The organism is Thalassospira lohafexi (genome assembly GCF_002844275.1).
Lineage (GTDB): Bacteria > Pseudomonadota > Alphaproteobacteria > Rhodospirillales > Thalassospiraceae > Thalassospira > Thalassospira lohafexi.
Window position 1 is genome coordinate 795,064 of sequence record NZ_NXGX01000001.1, and the last position, 16,268, is coordinate 811,331.

The 16,268-nt window shown below is 53.2% G+C and carries 20 protein-coding genes; 13 read left to right on the top strand and 7 right to left on the bottom strand.

All coding sequences use genetic code 11. The features are described from left to right. Positions 1 to 7: 7 nt before the first annotated feature. From COO92_RS03595 to COO92_RS03605, 3 genes are all read left to right on the top strand, one after another. Complete coding sequence (locus COO92_RS03595; protein WP_022733103.1) at positions 8 to 1,405, top strand: NAD(P)(+) transhydrogenase (Re/Si-specific) subunit beta; 1,398 nt, start codon at positions 8 to 10, stop codon at positions 1,403 to 1,405. 120 nt (positions 1,406 to 1,525) lie between these two features. Then, positions 1,526 to 2,113, top strand: coding sequence for a hypothetical protein (locus COO92_RS03600; RefSeq protein ID WP_101299905.1), 588 nt, complete (start codon positions 1,526 to 1,528; stop codon positions 2,111 to 2,113). A gap of 121 nt (positions 2,114 to 2,234) precedes the next feature. Further along, a complete protein-coding gene (locus tag COO92_RS03605) occupies positions 2,235 to 2,999 on the top strand; it encodes an SDR family oxidoreductase (protein WP_101299907.1) in 765 nt (254 codons plus the stop codon). 41 nt (positions 3,000 to 3,040) lie between these two features. Here COO92_RS03605 and COO92_RS22025 read toward each other — a convergent pair whose 3' ends face one another. Then, on the bottom strand, positions 3,041 to 3,178 hold the full coding sequence (locus COO92_RS22025; protein WP_165792266.1) for a hypothetical protein: 138 nt from the start codon (positions 3,176 to 3,178) through the stop codon (positions 3,041 to 3,043). 396 nt (positions 3,179 to 3,574) lie between these two features. On the opposite strand from COO92_RS22025, the gene COO92_RS03610 reads away from it, so the two are divergent. The 4 genes from COO92_RS03610 to COO92_RS03625 all read left to right on the top strand — a co-directional run bounded on the left by COO92_RS03610 (position 3,575) and on the right by COO92_RS03625 (position 6,551). Further along, complete coding sequence (locus tag COO92_RS03610) at positions 3,575 to 4,411, top strand: transporter substrate-binding domain-containing protein (protein WP_101299909.1); 837 nt, start codon at positions 3,575 to 3,577, stop codon at positions 4,409 to 4,411. A gap of 78 nt (positions 4,412 to 4,489) precedes the next feature. After that, the gene (locus COO92_RS03615) at positions 4,490 to 5,161 is read left to right on the top strand and encodes an amino acid ABC transporter permease (protein WP_101299911.1); all 672 of its coding nucleotides are present in this window, start codon (positions 4,490 to 4,492) and stop codon (positions 5,159 to 5,161) included. Further along, positions 5,161 to 5,895, top strand: coding sequence for an amino acid ABC transporter ATP-binding protein (locus COO92_RS03620; protein WP_101299913.1), 735 nt, complete (start codon positions 5,161 to 5,163; stop codon positions 5,893 to 5,895). The genes COO92_RS03615 and COO92_RS03620 overlap by 1 nt, the downstream gene beginning before the upstream one ends. Next, entirely contained in the window at positions 5,892 to 6,551 is a 660-nt protein-coding gene (locus tag COO92_RS03625; protein ID WP_101299915.1) for an amino acid ABC transporter permease, read from the top strand. Before COO92_RS03620 ends, COO92_RS03625 begins: the two co-directional genes overlap by 4 nt. A gap of 59 nt (positions 6,552 to 6,610) precedes the next feature. Here the strand turns inward: COO92_RS03625 and COO92_RS03630 are convergent, their stop codons facing one another. The 3 genes from COO92_RS03630 to rpsU all read right to left on the bottom strand — a co-directional run bounded on the left by COO92_RS03630 (position 6,611) and on the right by rpsU (position 8,949). After that, positions 6,611 to 8,035: a PepSY-associated TM helix domain-containing protein gene (locus COO92_RS03630; protein WP_101299917.1), complete on the bottom strand. Its 1,425-nt coding sequence runs from the start codon at positions 8,033 to 8,035 to the stop codon at positions 6,611 to 6,613. A gap of 86 nt (positions 8,036 to 8,121) precedes the next feature. Next, on the bottom strand, positions 8,122 to 8,514 hold the full coding sequence (locus COO92_RS03635) for a hypothetical protein (protein WP_101299918.1): 393 nt from the start codon (positions 8,512 to 8,514) through the stop codon (positions 8,122 to 8,124). Between the two features lie 231 nt (positions 8,515 to 8,745). Continuing rightward, the gene (gene rpsU, locus COO92_RS03640) at positions 8,746 to 8,949 is read right to left on the bottom strand and encodes a 30S ribosomal protein S21 (RefSeq protein ID WP_007091098.1); all 204 of its coding nucleotides are present in this window, start codon (positions 8,947 to 8,949) and stop codon (positions 8,746 to 8,748) included. Between the two features lie 47 nt (positions 8,950 to 8,996). On the opposite strand from rpsU, the gene COO92_RS03645 reads away from it, so the two are divergent. The 5 genes from COO92_RS03645 to COO92_RS03665 all read left to right on the top strand — a co-directional run bounded on the left by COO92_RS03645 (position 8,997) and on the right by COO92_RS03665 (position 12,327). Next, complete coding sequence (locus COO92_RS03645) at positions 8,997 to 9,176, top strand: hypothetical protein (RefSeq protein WP_101299920.1); 180 nt, start codon at positions 8,997 to 8,999, stop codon at positions 9,174 to 9,176. A 138-nt stretch (positions 9,177 to 9,314) separates the two neighbouring features. Further along, complete coding sequence (locus COO92_RS03650) at positions 9,315 to 9,752, top strand: hypothetical protein (protein ID WP_240626304.1); 438 nt, start codon at positions 9,315 to 9,317, stop codon at positions 9,750 to 9,752. Then, the gene (locus COO92_RS03655; RefSeq protein ID WP_101299922.1) at positions 9,745 to 10,977 is read left to right on the top strand and encodes an HlyD family secretion protein; all 1,233 of its coding nucleotides are present in this window, start codon (positions 9,745 to 9,747) and stop codon (positions 10,975 to 10,977) included. The genes COO92_RS03650 and COO92_RS03655 overlap by 8 nt, the downstream gene beginning before the upstream one ends. 56 nt (positions 10,978 to 11,033) lie before the next feature. Beyond that, a complete protein-coding gene (gene def, locus COO92_RS03660; RefSeq protein ID WP_101299924.1) occupies positions 11,034 to 11,621 on the top strand; it encodes a peptide deformylase in 588 nt (195 codons plus the stop codon). A 10-nt stretch (positions 11,622 to 11,631) separates the two neighbouring features. Next, on the top strand, positions 11,632 to 12,327 hold the full coding sequence (locus COO92_RS03665) for a COQ9 family protein (protein ID WP_101299925.1): 696 nt from the start codon (positions 11,632 to 11,634) through the stop codon (positions 12,325 to 12,327). A 104-nt stretch (positions 12,328 to 12,431) separates the two neighbouring features. Here COO92_RS03665 and COO92_RS03670 read toward each other — a convergent pair whose 3' ends face one another. The 3 genes from COO92_RS03670 to purE form a co-directional block, all read right to left on the bottom strand. Further along, complete coding sequence (locus COO92_RS03670; RefSeq protein ID WP_101299927.1) at positions 12,432 to 13,115, bottom strand: thermonuclease family protein; 684 nt, start codon at positions 13,113 to 13,115, stop codon at positions 12,432 to 12,434. A 175-nt stretch (positions 13,116 to 13,290) separates the two neighbouring features. Beyond that, positions 13,291 to 14,385, bottom strand: a complete 1,095-nt coding sequence (locus tag COO92_RS03675; protein WP_101299928.1) for a 5-(carboxyamino)imidazole ribonucleotide synthase — start codon at positions 14,383 to 14,385, stop codon at positions 13,291 to 13,293. Positions 14,386 to 14,490: 105 nt separating this feature from the next. After that, entirely contained in the window at positions 14,491 to 14,991 is a 501-nt protein-coding gene (purE, locus tag COO92_RS03680; protein ID WP_101299930.1) for a 5-(carboxyamino)imidazole ribonucleotide mutase, read from the bottom strand. 261 nt (positions 14,992 to 15,252) lie between these two features. Between purE and COO92_RS03690 the strand changes: the two genes are divergently transcribed. Continuing rightward, positions 15,253 to 16,092 carry a GGDEF domain-containing protein gene (locus COO92_RS03690; protein ID WP_240626305.1) on the top strand — a complete coding sequence of 280 codons (840 nt, stop codon included), beginning with the start codon at positions 15,253 to 15,255 and terminating at the stop codon, positions 16,090 to 16,092. Positions 16,093 to 16,268: the final 176 nt, after the last annotated feature.

Consider the following 16,268-nt stretch of genomic DNA (forward strand, 5'->3'; position numbering starts at 1 on the left):
ACACACAATGTCGGAAAACCTATCGGCTTTCCTGTATCTGGTGGCCTCGGTCTGCTTCATCCTGTCATTGCGCGGGCTGTCGTCACCTGACTCTGCACGTACGGGCAATATCCTTGGCATGGTGGGGATGGCAATTGCCATTGCGACCACGCTGGCGTCGCCCCAGGTGCTGTCTTACACCACCATCATCGTCGGCATTCTGATTGGTGGCTCGATCGGTACTGTGATCGCGCTCAAGATCAAAATGACGGCCTTGCCACAACTGGTGGCGGCCTTTCACTCGCTTGTCGGTCTGGCGGCGGTGTTTGTCGCGGGTGCTGCGTTGTATTCGCCGGGCGCCTATGGCCTTGGTACAGCAGGCAATATCGGTGCGGCCAGCCTGATTGAAATGGGGCTGGGTGTTGCGATTGGTGCGATCACCTTTACCGGCTCACTTGTCGCCTTTGGCAAGTTGCAGGGGATTGTTTCGGGAACGCCAGTGCGCTTTACCGGGCAACATATGCTGAACCTTGCCATCGGGATTGGGATTGTTGTCTTTGGCATCATTCTGGTCACGACCGAAAGCCATATGGCGTTCTGGATACTGGTGGCACTGGCACTTGTTCTGGGCATTACGCTGATCATTCCGATTGGCGGGGCGGACATGCCGGTTGTTGTTTCCATGCTGAACTCCTATTCGGGTTGGGCAGCATGTGGCATTGGCTTTACGCTTCAGAACAATGCGTTGATCATTACCGGTGCGCTGGTGGGTGCATCGGGTGCGATCCTGTCTTACATCATGTGTAAGGGCATGAACCGCTCGATCTTTAACGTCATCTTTGGCGGCTTTGGTGCCGAAGGCGAAAGTGCCGCTGTTGCCGGCGGGGATGCGGATCGTCCGGTTAAATCCGGTTCGGCCGATGATGCGTCGTTCATCATGAAAAACGCATCGAGTGTGATCATCGTGCCGGGCTATGGCATGGCGGTGGCACAGGCACAGCATGCACTGCGTGAAATGGCTGATATCCTTAAGGCTGAGGGCGTTAAAGTCCGTTATGCCATTCATCCGGTGGCCGGACGTATGCCGGGGCATATGAACGTGCTTCTGGCTGAGGCAAATGTGCCGTATGAGGACGTCATGGAGATGGACGAAATCAACCGTGATTTCGGGTCTGCCGACGTGGCGTTTGTTATTGGTGCGAATGACATCACCAACCCGGCGGCCAAAACCGATCCGGCCAGCCCGATCTTTGGTATGCCGATCCTTGAGGTCGAAAAAGCCAAAACGGTGCTGTTCATCAAACGCGGCATGTCTGCCGGCTATGCCGGCATTCAGAACGAATTGTTTTTTAAGGACAATACGATGATGCTGTTTGGGGATGCCAAAAAGATGTGCGAAGAAATCGTCACGCATCTTGATAACTGATCGAACCGAATGGTTTGAGAAGGCGAAAGGCGGCTCCATTGGGGCCGCCTTTTTTTCGTCAGGTCGGCACTTTATAAGATCAGTTCGCGTTCATCGGTTAAGGTCTGTTCGGAAGGTTCTATGTTTCGATTGATAAAAGTCTCTGTGCTTTCTATCGCGTTGCTAACGGTGGCTTTGGCGGGGTCCATTGCGCTGACGGTACTGACCTATACGCGCCTGACCGATGAAAAGCCGATTGCGTCGCTGTATTTTGAGCCAGTTGCCGAGGAAGAATTCATCGCGCATTTGAGCTCCCCGCATGCGGATGTTGACGGGACCTATAAGCTTTATGGGGATCAATGGCGCATTGATGCCGCGTTCATGAAGCTTCAGCCGTGGGCCAATATTCTGGGCATGGATGCGCGCTATAAGCTGGTGCGGTTTGAAGGCCGGTATAGCGATATCGAACGCGAAAATACCCAGCCACATATCGCATATGAACTGGGTTCGGACGGTGGGTTTGATCTTGGGTATCTGCTGGTGAAGTTGCCCTTTTTGATGGATGCCCAATACGGCAGTTCGACCTTTACCGATATTTCCGAAGATGCGGTCTATACCGTCTATCGCACCCAGTTTGGCCTTCTTGTTCGAAGCGAACCCAAGCCTGAACCGATTGGGGAAAAGGCATCTGTTTTGGGGCAAGTCAGAAGCTGGATCGGCGGGGATTAAGCGATAAAAACGTCAGGTCCGAAACTGGCGAGCGGTTATTTCGGGGGCGTCATATCTTTCTTTCCATCGTGAACCGCACCGGGTTGATCAGATGCCCGCTGCCAGATGGATTGGAAAAATCATGTTACTTCAAGATAAGATTGTCATCATCACCGGGGCCAGCAGCGGCATCGGTGCGGCGTCGGCAAAACTGTTTGCATCCGAAGGGGCCAGGCTTGTGCTCGGCGCACGTGGTGCGGACCGGCTTGATCAGGTTGTTACTGAAATTGTTGGTGCCGGTGGCGAAGCTTTTGCACTGGCGGGCGATGTTTGTGATGAAGCTTACGCCAAGGCACTGGTCAATGCTGCCGTTGGGGAATATGGCGGGCTTGATGTCGGCTTTAACAATGCCGGACGGCTGGGAACACTGGGGTCGCTTGATGATATTACGGTTGACGACTGGGACAAGACGCTGCGTGCCAATCTGACATCGGCAATGTTCGGCGCGAAATATCAGCTGCCCGAGATCGCCAAGCGGGGCGGTGGATCGGTGATTTTCACATCGACTTTTGTCGGGCATACGATTGGAATGCCCGGCATGACGGCCTATGCCGCCAGCAAGATGGGGTTGCTGGGGATGGCGCAATGTCTGGCGGTGGAACACGGCACGGCCAATATCCGGGTCAACGCACTGGTGCCGGGCGGGACCGATACGCCGATGGCGGCAAGCTTTACCAGTGATCCGGAAACCCGTGCGATGGTTGAGCGGTTTCATGCTTTGGGCCGTATTGCGGATCCAGTTGAAATCGCCAAGGCAGCCCTGTTTCTGGCATCGGATGCTTCAAGCTTTGTGACCGGATCGGCAATGCTTGTCGATGGCGGCACGTCGATCTGCAAGGCGGCGTAAAATGGTACCCCCGCCCAAACATCCGGGCGGGGTTCTTTTTATTAGCCAAGGGCGCGTTTGAGAACCGGCACGTTTGAGGCGATTAGAGCATCAATTGCCAATAATGGCCTGTGATGCCCGCTAACAGGGCCTTCATCAAGTTTACCTTTGTCATCGGAAATGCGCTTGAGGCACGGCATGTCGAGCCCCGGTTTGCCGGAGATTAGGCGAAGGTCAAAGCTCGTTAAATGCCAGAGGCAATGAAGGATAATTTTTGTCATGATACAAACAAGGTAATGTGAAGCGTAAATCGATTTTAAGGTTGAACTGTAAATAAATAAAAGTGGTGATTGATATTTAAGGTGTAGTTTTTTAGATGAGTTGACAAATTTAACTCATCTTTTTTTGAGTTTATGTCTTGTAAGTAATTGTTGGTATGTATTTTCACATTGCGCCATTTAGATTCGACATTGTTTTATTTCGTAAGTATGTTTCAAAAACTTTGCTGTTGGCGCTTGATGTTTGTACTGGGATTGGGGAAATCACCTATGAACAGACAAGGCCCATAGCAGCAATTATCTAATCAGGAGGCATATATGAAAAATAGATTTGGGAAACTGATCCCGGCTGCCGCGATGCTTGCCCTAGCATCCTTTGGGTCAAACGCAGCGCAGGCTGAAACCCTGACCGCGGGTGTTGAAGCCGCTTTCCCGCCGTGGGCCTATGTCGAGAGTGGCGAGTATAAAGGCATTGCGATTGATGCCATGCGTGCCATCGCCGAAGATCAGGGTATGGACGTTGAGTTCAAGGACTTGCCATGGCCGTCGTTGATTCCGGCCCTTGTTAAAGGGCGTATTGACCTTCTTGTGACCGGGCTTAACGTGACGCCGGAACGCGCCGACGCGCTTGATTTCACCATTCCGTGGTGGGAAAATGACGACGAAATTCTTGTGCCCAAGGATTCCGACAAAAACCTGATTACCGCAATGTGCTGTGGTGCGACGGTTGGTGCGCAGGGTGGCGCAACCCAGTTTAAATGGCTTGAAGACAATCTGGCGTCCAATGACGACGTCGATGTGACCCTGCGTGGCTATGAGGACTATGTCACCGCCATTGAAGATATGCTTGCGGGGCGTCTGGACGCTGTTGTGACCTCGACCGATACCGCCGAGGACTTCATCGCCAAAGGGCGTCCGGTCAAAATCGCCGGGACCATTCAACAGAACCAGCCGCAGGCGCTTGCGGTTGAAAAAGGTGATCCGAAGGAACTTCTGGGCAAAATCAATGCCGGGATTATGAACATCTATAAATCCGGTCAATGGGCGGAAATTGTTCATAAATATGCGCCGCAGTCTTCCATTCGCGATATTCCGACCTCGATGCCTGATTATGTCGATACCTATCAGGGCGACATTCCCGGTTACTCGAAGTAGCTGATTTCGGGCCGTATCGCTGCAACTGCCTTGGCTGTTGCGATACGGCCTATTTTTTTGTTCCTGTGGGCATAAATCATGATTTTCGAAACAATATTGAGCCAGATGCCCTATCTGGTGCACGGCTTGTCCGTGGCAATTGCGTTGCTTGTTTGCCTGTTGTCACTGGGGCTTGTTCTGGGGCTGCTGCTGTCGGTTGCGGAAGTCTACGGGCACTGGACGTTGCGCATTCCATGTACGGTGTTTGAGCGTATTTTCCGTGGCATTCCGGCCATTGTGTTGCTGTTGCTGTTTTACTATGGCGTGACCGATTTCATTGAAATGGGATCATTTATGGCGGCCGTTCTTGCCTTGGGTCTTCGGTCCGCAGCGTATCAGTCGCAGATTTTTCGGGGGGCATTTCTGTCTGTTCCCCAAGGGCAGATGATGGCGGCGCGCGCGATGGGCATGAACAAGTTTCAGGCGATCCGTGACATTGTCCTGCCGCAGGCACTGCGTATGTCCATCGGACCGTGGACCAACGAATTTTCCAGTGAACTCAAGGCGACATCGCTTGCCTATGTCATTGGTGTTGTCGAACTGACCCGTCAGGCGAAATACATCATTTCCAATACGCAGGGAAACATCCTGATCGTTTTTGCGGTGGTTGCGTTGATGTATTTCATCGTCAATCGCGCAGGCAACTGGGCCCTATACCGGCTTGAGAACCGTCTTGCTCTTCCGGGCTTTGAACACAGAGGAGACGCCTGATGTTGTTGCGCGTTGAAAATATTCATAAAAGTTATGGTGATGCGGAAATACTCAAGGGCGTTTCCTTTGATATGGAGCCGGGGCAATCCAAGGTTATTATGGGGCCATCGGGCACGGGGAAATCGACCCTTCTTCGGTGCATCAATCATTTGACCGAGCCTGATCAGGGGCATGTCTTTGTCGACGGCGAAGAACTTACGTCAAAGAACCTGAATGCCATGCGTCAGAAGGTTGCGTTTGTGTTTCAGGATTTCAATCTGTTTACCCATTTGCGTACGGTGGACAATGTCGCAATCGGGCCGCGTAAATTACGTGGTTTTGATAAAAAGGCCGCCCTTGATCTTGCCTATCAGGAACTGGATCGTGTTGGTCTTTCTGACCGCGCGGATGCGTATCCGGCGGAACTTTCTGGTGGGCAGCAGCAGCGTGCCTCGATCGCGCGTGCGCTTGCGATGGAGCCCAAGCTGATCTTGTTTGATGAACCAACCAGCGCGCTTGACCCGGAATTGACCGGCGAAGTGGTTTCAGTGATGAACAAGCTGGCATCCGAAGGGATGACGATGCTGGTGGTTAGCCACGAAATCGGATTTGCCCGTCAGGCAGCCGATGAAATCATCTTCATGGAAGGTGGTAAAATCATCGAGCAGGGCCCGCCGTCACAAATTTTTGAAGCCCCCCAGCAAGATCGAACGCGTGCGTTCCTGAACGTGATAGAACACGGAGGCCATGAATGAGCGAGTGGTTCGATTTTGCAATTGAACATTTGCCCTATGTGCTCCAAGGGATTCCCACCACGTTGGGACTTTGGGCATCGGCCATGGTTATCGGCGCGGCATTGGGGCTTGTTCTGGCGTGGGCGCGCATTTATGGCAGTCGCCCGATTTATTTGGCAGCCACGGTTTATGTAGAGATATTTCGCGGCACCCCGATGCTGGTCCAGATGTTATTTATCTATCTGGGCTTGCCCGAAATCGGCATTGTTTTTGACCCGCTTACTGCCGCAATCATTGCCATTGGTCTGAATACAGCAGCATATCAGGCGGAATACTTCCGGGGTGCTGTGCGATCAGTTCCGGTGGGGCAGATGGCAGCGGCCCGTGCACTTGGCATGGGGCAGTTTCAGGGTTTTAAAAACATCATTTTGCCGCAGGCATTGCGCCGGGTTATCCCGCAGTGGTCGAATGAAGCGATTTTAGAACTCAAATATACCTCTATCGCCTATGCCATCGGGGTGACCGAAATTACCGCCCGTGCTGAAAAGATTGGCTATGAAACGTTCCAGTTTTTCGAGGTCTTTTTATTGATCGCAGCAATCTATGTGGTCATGACCAGTGTGGTCGCACAGATTTTGCTGTTTGTCGAAAAGCGGGTTTCTGTTCCGGGACTTTAACAGACGTTGCTAAACACAAAATACCCGCCCGACATACGTCGGGCGGGGCTTAAAACGGTTTAGCCAATCGCGCGTTTAAGAACCGGCAGGTTTGAGACAATTAGCACATCAATTGCCAGAACTGTGACCAGCGTAATGCCGGTTAGCGGGAAGGCTAATGATAGCGCTAACATCATGAATACGGCGCCTTTCCAAAGAGGTAGGTTGTTGGGAAGGGGCGGGGCGGATAGGTGAAAATTGCCGGATGTCGGGCGGCGTAGCCACCACATGACAATGCCGCTGATGCACAGGAAAATCACCGTCAGGCAAAATAGCGTATTGGCAATCACGTTCCACCAGCCAAGGTCGCCTTGATGCAGGGCAATACCAACTGCCATGCTTTTGGCCCCCAGTGAATAATCAGCAAAGCCAATATTGGCCAGAACCTTGCCGGTATATTGGTCAACATGGATGGTACGGTCGCCGGTGGGCGAGACGCTGTCGCCGCTCATGGTGTCGGCCGAAAGGGTGTAAACACCGTTTTCACCTTGCGGCAGATTAACCCGGAATTGGCCAACAAAGCCGATGCTGCGCGCAAAGGCGGTCACGGTATCAAGATTAACCGGTGTGCCATCGGCAAGACCAGTGATCCCGGCATCTGATCCCGATGCAGGCATTGGGGTTTGTTCCAATCCCCAGGGTGCATCATGCAAAACCCCGTGGTTCATATCGGCGTGAATGTCATCAGATAGCGGGACATTATCCCATTTTTCAGCGGGAAAGGTGCTCCAGGCCTGAACAAACTGACCGCCCCAGATGCCCGCCCATGACAGGCCGGAAATCAAAAAGAAGAACAAAACGACCGAGATGTAAAAGCCGCTTGTGACATGCAGTTCTTTCCAGAAAGTCCGGCGGGTTGCGCGGAAATCTGGCCAAAGAACGGAGGCAAACCGTTTGCCGTCGCGCGGCCACCACATGTAAAGCCCGGTTACGATCAGGATAATGCCAAGCCCGGCGGCAATTTCGATCAACCGGTCGCCAAGATCGCCCATCAGAAGTTCGCCGTGAATGCCATTAGCCCAGTAAAACCAGCTGTCATCCGTAATAATGGTTTCGCGGATGTCGGTTGTGACGGGATCGACCGTGACGACATGCTGCTTGCCGCCACTATCGACGAGAAACATGGTGGCAAGATCATCTTCGATCGGGGCGATGTATTGGCTAACCGTCGCATCGGGCAGGGAGGAGGCCGCGGCATCAGCCTGTATCTGAAGGCTTTGGTGCGGGCCGTCGGATGCGAGGATGCGGTCGCCAAACCGGGTTTCAATGACATTGAAATACATCATCATCAGGCCGGTCACCGCCAGCATGAGGAGGAACGGTACGACATAAAGCCCGGCATAAAAATGCCAGCGCCATGCGGCCAGATAGAATTTACGGGTTAATGTGCGGTTGTCGCGATCGCGCTGAGGCGCATCCGCCGAATGTGCGGGATGGGTTGTCATCAAGTTCACCTGTATCATCGAAAATGCGTAAAGCACGGTATTGCTGTGCCAGATAAGCGGCGCGCAAAACGTGCGATTGGGGCAGATCAGATGATCAAGGGCGGCGCGCGTGGGACGGCTGGCGTGTCATAGGTGGTGGCCTGCCATTCGACACGGGCGGGCAAATGGGCCAGCGCACGTGAGACGAATTCTATTGGTTCAGGCAGCTGCGGATTATCAGGCAGGGTAACCGATGCGGCGATCCGGCAAAACTCACAGGTATCAAGCATCCCACGGTCATTATCGGGATCGGCAGCCTGACCGCCAAGGCACAAGATCGGCAATGTGCCATCGGGGAGGGCATAGCTTGTCAGGCTGGCTTGCGTGTTTTGGGGAAGCGTTCCAAAGGATGCCAGCTTGTGCGAAAAGCCGACAAGCATCAGCGCGATCACGCATAAAATGCGGATTCCGATATTTGCCTGTGATCGCAATGAAGACATGAAGTATTCCCCGGCCAATGTCATCGTGTCATGACAGCTACGCGCCGAAGCTCTGAAAGGTTTCAAATAGGCATGCCATGACAATTGTCATGTTTGCAAAAAATGGAGCGTAGAAAAACCAAACCCGCCTGGATTGCTCCGAGGCGGGCTTGGCGCACGGGTCCGAACTTAGCAAGCTAAATTCGACCATGCAGTATCACGTTCGAGGAACCCCGAAAGTGAAAAAGAAGACTAGAAGCCTTCACGCTCGATGCGCTTACGCTCCAGCTTGCGGGAACGACGGACTGCTTCCGCCCCTTCGCGAGCTTTCTTCTCCGACGGCTTTTCAAAGTGACGACGGAGTTTCATCTCACGGAAAATGCCCTCACGCTGCATCTTTTTCTTAAGGGCTTTCAGAGCCTGATCGACATTGTTGTCGCGAACGATTACCTGCACGGAAACCACGCTCCTTTCAAAAAAACAAAAACACCCGGAAAGGCGGAATGCCTACCGGTTGGATTTACGGTCAACATGACCGTGGGCTGTATATAGTGCAAACCAGTCAAAAAGAAAAGAGGGAAGAGGATATTCGCCTTGGGCGTTTATTCGGCCAATGGGTGCAAAACGCCAAGGCATGGACACCGCATTTTGGTGTCAGTTATGTCATTGCGCTGCTTGCGTGAATTTGAGGATAATAATTATCCAAAAAGTTGCTATAATGGCTTGGTAAAGGTCTATATATCAATGGATTGGCAATGGGTGGAGTATCCTGAGGGCAGTGTCCTGATGGGATTGAACAGTGGTTTGGTTGGGATAAAAAAATGGAAAACAGTTTGCGAGAGGCGGCAATTGCACATGCGCCTTTCTTTATAACCGCGCCGGGGGAAACAGATGTTTTGTTCTACGGTATCGTGTGGTTTGTGGTTTTGGCCGTGTTTGCGCTTGGCGCGCTCTATCTGACCTTGCATGCCTTGCCGGAAAAACTGGCGCATCACGCCAATCACACGCAGATACAGTTGATCGGCGTTCTGACCCTTTTGGCGCTGTTTACCCATAACGGTGTTTTCTGGGTGGCCGCACTGGTTCTTGCCGTTGTCCAGTTCCCTGATTTTATTTCACCAATTCAGGCCATTGCAGATTCCTTGAAAACAATTGCAAGGAACAAGGGCGGGTTTGGCGACTCGGCCCCTCAGGAGCCCGTGGCCGAGACATCCGCAACCCCCGATATGACCAAGCAGGAGAACCCAAAAGATGTTTGAGCTTCTTCTGTGTTCAATGTTTACCATTCTGCCGGATTATCTGGTGCGCCGGTATCGTCAGGGCAAACGTATCGGTAAGGAAATCAACCTGTTTTCGGTCTGGTATGAATTGCGGTATGGCATCACCGCATGTGCGATCCTGACCCTGTCGCTGATCACGCTTATTTTCTATTTTCATCCATCAAGCCAAAATGTTGGATCATTCTTTAGAACATTGACAATCCTGCCCGAAAAGAATGGTCGGGTGGTTGAAATATATGTCGATAACGATCACCGGGTAAAATCGGGCGAACCGCTGTTCCGGCTTGATGACCGTGCAGAGACGGAATCGGTGGAAATGGCCCAGCAAGACGTCGAACAAATCCGTGCCCAGATGGCGGTTGCCGAGGCCGACCTTGCGGTCGCGCAAGGGAACCTGGAACAGGCACAAGGTGCCTATGAACAGGTTCGCGAAGAATTGTCGGTGAAGGCGGATCTTTTGTCGCGCGGCACCAACGCGGTTTCCCGGCGCGAGGTCGAACGGCTTGAAGTCGCATTGACGACACGACAGGGTGGGGTGAATTCGGCAAAGGCGAGTGTTAACGCCGTTCAGACCAAAATGGAAACCCTGTTGCCCGCCCAGCTTTCAAGTGCAGAGGCATCCTTGCGTGCAGCACAAGTGGCGCTGGGCAAAACAGTTGTTCGTGCCGGTGTTGATGGCACCGTACAGCAGTTTGCATTGCAAATTGGGGATGTGGTGAACCCGTTATTGCGTCCGGCAGGCATCCTGATCCCCGACAAGCCCAAGGAAGTGGTATTTCAGGCAGGCTTCCAGCAGGTATCCGCACAGGTTGTCAAAGTTGGCGGGCTTGCGGAAATGTCGTGTGCTTCGCTGCCATTTGAAGTCATTCCGATGGTGTTCTCAAGCGTGCAGCCGGTTATTGCGGCCGGTCAGTTCCGCCCGACCGACAGGTTGCTTGATATAACCGAACGCGGCGTGCCGGGAACGTTCCTGGCCAAGATGGTGCCGCTTTACCCCGAGCAGATCAAGGATGTGCCGTGGGGCAGCCAGTGCATTGCCAATGCTTATACCAATACCCATGATCAACTTGAGGATCCGGAAATTGGTGCGGGGCGCTGGATGTTCCTGCATATGGTCCAGACGGTCGGTGTCGTGCATGCCTTGTTGCTGCGTATTCAGGCACTTCTATGGCCGGTCCAGACACTGGTTCTTACCGGGCATTAGGATCGCGGGGCGCATAGGGGCTTTACAGCCGGGCAATTTTGGTTGGATATAGAGATATGTCGATCCTTAAAATTGCCCGGATGGGCCACCCGGTTTTGCGTGCTGTCGCGGATCGGGTCGAAGACCCGCTTGACCCTGAAATTCAGCGTCTGATTGCGGATATGAAGGAAACCATGAAGGATGCCGGGGGCGTTGGCCTTGCGGCACCGCAGGTGTTTGTGTCCAAGGCGATCATGGTCTATTTCGTGCCGAGTTTACGCAAAAGTGACGATCCCGATGACGGTGAAGTGCCCGTTAGCGTTTTGATTAACCCGGAAATTGAGCCGATTGGCGATGAAATCGTTGATGGTTGGGAAGGGTGTTTGTCGATTCCCGGATTGCAGGGCGTGGTGCCGCGTTGGAACAAAATCCGTTATCGCGGGTTAAATGAGAAGGGCGATGAGGTTGAACGCATCGCCGGTGGTTTTCATGCGCGCGTGGTCCAACACGAATATGATCATTTGATCGGCGTGATGTATCCTGAACGTATAGAAGACATGACGTTGCTTGGATTTAACGAAGAATTACGCGAATACCCGCCTGAAACCGCCTTCAGGCAAGCTGCGGCATCAGATGATGTGGTGGCACACCCTGATGAACCTTAAGGAGGCATAAATGACCGTTTCCGAAAGCATGTCCCGACTGCGCGCCCAGCGCGAAGCATTGGTCGAAGCCGCATTGGAACATGTGCCTTTTGATGGTTGGAGCAAACAGGCGTTGATCGCCGGCGCCGAGGACCTTGATCTTGCACCGGGCGAGATTGACCGTCTGTTGCCCAAAGGAACGGGGCAGGCCATTGTGACCTATGTCGAGATGACCGACCGCAAGATGGTCGATGCCCTTGACGCACTTGAGCTTGATCAGATGAAAATTCGCGAGCGGATCGCCGTTGCGGTAAAAACGCGCCTTGATCTGGTTGAAAATCACAAAGACGCGGTGCGTGCCGCCGTTGCCTGGACCGCCCTGCCGCAGAATGTGGCCAAGGGGCTTAAGCTGACCCATGGGACGGTTGATAAAATGTGGATTGCGGCGGGCGATACATCGACCGATCACAATTGGTACACCAAGCGGATGTTGCTTGCGGGTGTCTATGGCTCAACCCTTGCCTATTGGCTCGATGACACATCCGAAGGTCACAGCGACAGCTGGGCATTTCTGGATCGTCGTATTGGCAATGTCATGCAAATCCCGAAAATCACCGGAAAGATCAGCAAGGCAGGGCAATTTGCCGCGGCACCGTTAAAGCTTGGTGCAAAGCTTGCGCGCTGCATGCCGACGCCGGGACGGGTTCGCCGCCAGTTTGGCGGGTAGTACCGCAAAGATACTTGTGATGTTAAACAAAACGCCACCGGCATAAAGCGCGGTGGCGTTTTTGATTTTAGAGCAGGAAACTCTTGGGCCGGTCGTCCGTCCTGTTAGGACGTCGGGTCAAGGAAGCTTAGAAGTGTGCGGTCCGGTTCGTTGGCTCTTTTCAGGTCGGCGGCAAGGTCAATGCCAAACGGCGACTTGAAGAAATGCTGTTGGGTATCACCATCCTTGGCGGTTTTGTCGCGATTGGCTGCATCGTCCTCGGTCTGGATTTCTCTGGCTGTTGGTTTGGCAGCAAGGGCGACCAGTTCGTGGGGCGGGGTGCCCATCCACATGCCTTTGCGGTTTTCCTTGGCAAAGGCCTGATCGCGCAAATAGGTCGGGCAGGTCGGGTTGCTGTCACAGCTTGCCATGTCAACCAAGGCCCATCCGGCACGCAGCAACAGACGGTTGAGGTCACTGCGCCCCATCGTGCATTCGGTCAGCATCGGAAACAGTTGGACGTCGGAAACCTGCTGACATTTAACAGCATAGTTTTCGATGATGCGGGTCAAGGCCTGTGTCGCGGCGGCACCACATTGGAATTCAATGCTGCCCGCCTGGCAGATCATGCCGGTACGTGGGGCGCGAATGCCAAACAGTTCGACAATCATGTTGCCAAACCGCAGCTTGTCGCCTTCGACCACTTCGGGGAAGCCTGCCGCGCCGGGTGCGGCAACCGCACGGGTTTGATGGCTTTGGATGGCAAGGAGGGTAAGCGTTACCAAGGCAATGAACAGAATTTTCTTCATGACGTTCTATCCGAAAAGAGTTTCCTGCCCCCACAACAGCAAGTCTGATGCCAGTTCGCCCGGCATAAAATGCTTGGGTCCGTCATTTTCGGGTAACGTGTTGAAGTGTCATAAAAAAAGCTCCGGATATGCCATGATATCCGGAGCCAGAATGCGTCAGTTGATGAGGATGTGATCAGTCTTTTTTCGGTAAAATCCACGTCACATGGCCCATTTTACGGCCCGGTTTTGCTTCGGCCTTGCCGTACAGGTGCAGTTTTGCAGTGGGCTCGGTCAAAATTGCCTGCCAACCGTCAATGTCATCACCCAAAAGGTTCTTCATCCGGGCATTGGAATGGTGGCTTGGATCGCCAAGCGGCAGACCGCAAACAGCGCGAATGAACTGTTCGAACTGGCTGGTGACACAGGCATCAATCGTCCAGTGACCGGAATTGTGCGGGCGCGGGGCCACTTCATTGACCAGAATGTCACCATCGGTGGTGACAAACATTTCAACCGCCAGAAGTCCGACAAACTCCATTGCCGTAACCAGCTTGATGGCGATGTCTTCGGCCTTTTTCGATAGGCTTTGTGCAATTTCGGCTGGCGCGACAGTGACATCAAGAACGTGATTGGTATGGACGTTTTCGACCGGGCAGAAGCAGGCTGTGTCGCCGGTGACACCACGTGCGACAATGACCGAGATTTCGCGTTCAAACGAAATAAACCCTTCAAGGACGGCTTCGGCGTCCTTCATTTCAGCCCATGCCGAGGCAAGGTCGGTATCGTCGGTAATCTTGACCTGACCTTTGCCGTCATAGCCCATCTCGGTGGTTTTCAGAACCGACGGGCGGCCAAGTTTGGCAACGGCGGCCTTTAGATCGGCAAGGGATCGGACGGCTTCAAACGGGGCGGTGCCGATGCCATGATCATTGCAGAAGGTCTTTTCGCGCAGGCGGTTTTGCGAAAGATGCAGGCATTTCCAGCCCGGACGTACCGGGACCAGTTCAGACAGCAGCTTGACGCTGTCATGCGGGACATTTTCAAATTCAAATGTCACCACATCGACGTCATTTGCAAAGGCGCGCAGAGCGTCCAGATCGCTGTAATCGGCAATGGTTGCCTTCGCACAGACCTGTTCGGTCGGGCTGTCAGCACCCGGTCCAAAGACATGAACCTTATAGCCGAGTTCTGCGGCACAGAATGCCGCCATGCGGCCCAACTGGCCATTGCCCATGATGCCGATGGTGCTGCCCGGTGCGATAACGCGCGTTTCGAAGTCCTGCGTCATGTCTTCCTCGAATGATCATTGGATGCCGATTTCCGGCACAGGGTATTTAGGGTCTGAACCCAATTGCCAAAACAAAAACGCGCCCGAATGGGCGCGCATAGTGCTTTATGGTGCCGGATCAACCGGCGCGTCGGCGACAGCATCGGTCTGTGCCGCACGCCAGTCATCAAGACGGCCTGCCAGACCATCATCCATCAGCGCCATGATGCCTGCGGCCATCAACCCGGCATTCTTTGCCCCGGCTGATCCGATGGCAAGCGTTCCGACCGGAACGCCACCGGGCATCTGGACGATTGAGAGCAAGCTATCAAGCCCTTTGAGGGCTTTGCTTTGGACGGGAACACCCAAAACCGGAAGTGGGGTCATGGCAGCCGCCATACCCGGAAGGTGGGCCGCACCGCCAGCACCGGCAATAATGACTTTCAGGCCGCGTGATTTTGCCGTTTTGGCATAGTCATACAGGCGATCAGGTGTGCGATGGGCCGAAACGATTTTCGTCTCATAGGCGACATTCAGCGCATCGAGGACATCTGCTGCGTTTTTCATGGTTTCCCAGTCAGACTGGCTTCCCATGATGATGCCGATGACCGGGGATTGATCGCTCATGTTGGCGGCTCCGTTTGCGGGCGGTTTCGTGAAGGGCCGCATTATATGCAGCAACCGGTATCATGCAAGCCTGCAGAGTGCCTATACACCTGCAAAATCCTTATGCGGTGCCTGTTTGCGGGCCGATGTGTTGGTCCTGATCGTAAGAATAGTTGAGCTATTCTTGTTGATGGTTGAATTTTATGATGAATAAAATGTACTTTTGATTTATTGTTTACTTATTGCTTATATAACTGTGCACGTAGCACGGGAAGGTCAGACATGAAAGTCACACGGCCCCCATCGACGATCCCATCCATGGGGGCAGGCGATGGAAGGTATTCATCAAATCAATATACCGCGTTTGCCTATGGCAAGGACGCCGTGCGTCGTCGGTCGTCCATGCATCAGCATCACGAAGTTGATATTGATACTGGCAACCTGCCCGACGCAGTTGATGACCAACCGTTTCATACGCCCGACATGGCCAATGTTCTGGGCATTCCCGATAGTCAAGTGACGCCTGCGGTTGAACAGGCGATTGGCCGGTTGATGGTGCGCATCAATGGTCTGAGTGAAAATCTGTCGGACCTTAAGAAACATCAGGCCTATCTTGCCCGGTCTGAGGGACGCGATCCATTCACGGGTGCGATGAGCCGACCCGCCTTTATGCAAATTCTTGAAAATGAAATGGCGGTTCAGGGCACGGACAGAACAATGCGCATGCTGCTTGTGTGTGAACTGTCAAATATCGACGAGATTTTGCAACGTCACGGACAGGAATGCAAAGACGGCCTGTTTAAGTATGTCCATCAGATCATGGCCGATTTCATCATGTCGCCCCATCACCTGGGGTATTTGGGCTGTAATGATTTTGCCGCCCTGCTTTATAACGTTGATAAAGACGATACGCGTTTGCGTATTGATGCGGTTATCCGACAGATCAATCAGTCGCCGTTTTCGCACAAGGGTAAGTTCATCGCCGTAAAGCCGGTCTTTGGCATTTATCAGGCGCGCAACGGCGATACCGCAACTTCAGCATTGAATGCGGCCGATTTCGCATTACGTGCGGAAAAAGAAATGCGTCTGGCACAGCTTGAACGTATTCCCTTCGGCATTTGATCGAAGGTGCTGTGACCGGTTAATTGCCGCGCAGATTACCCAGCCCACCATCGTATTTCATCACCTGTTCACCGTGACAAAACATCGCCAAAAGGCCAAATGCATCAAACATTTGGTTTGCGCGAGACAGGTCCTGAGCCTTGGTGGTTAATTTTCGGATCAGGCCGAAACCGGTG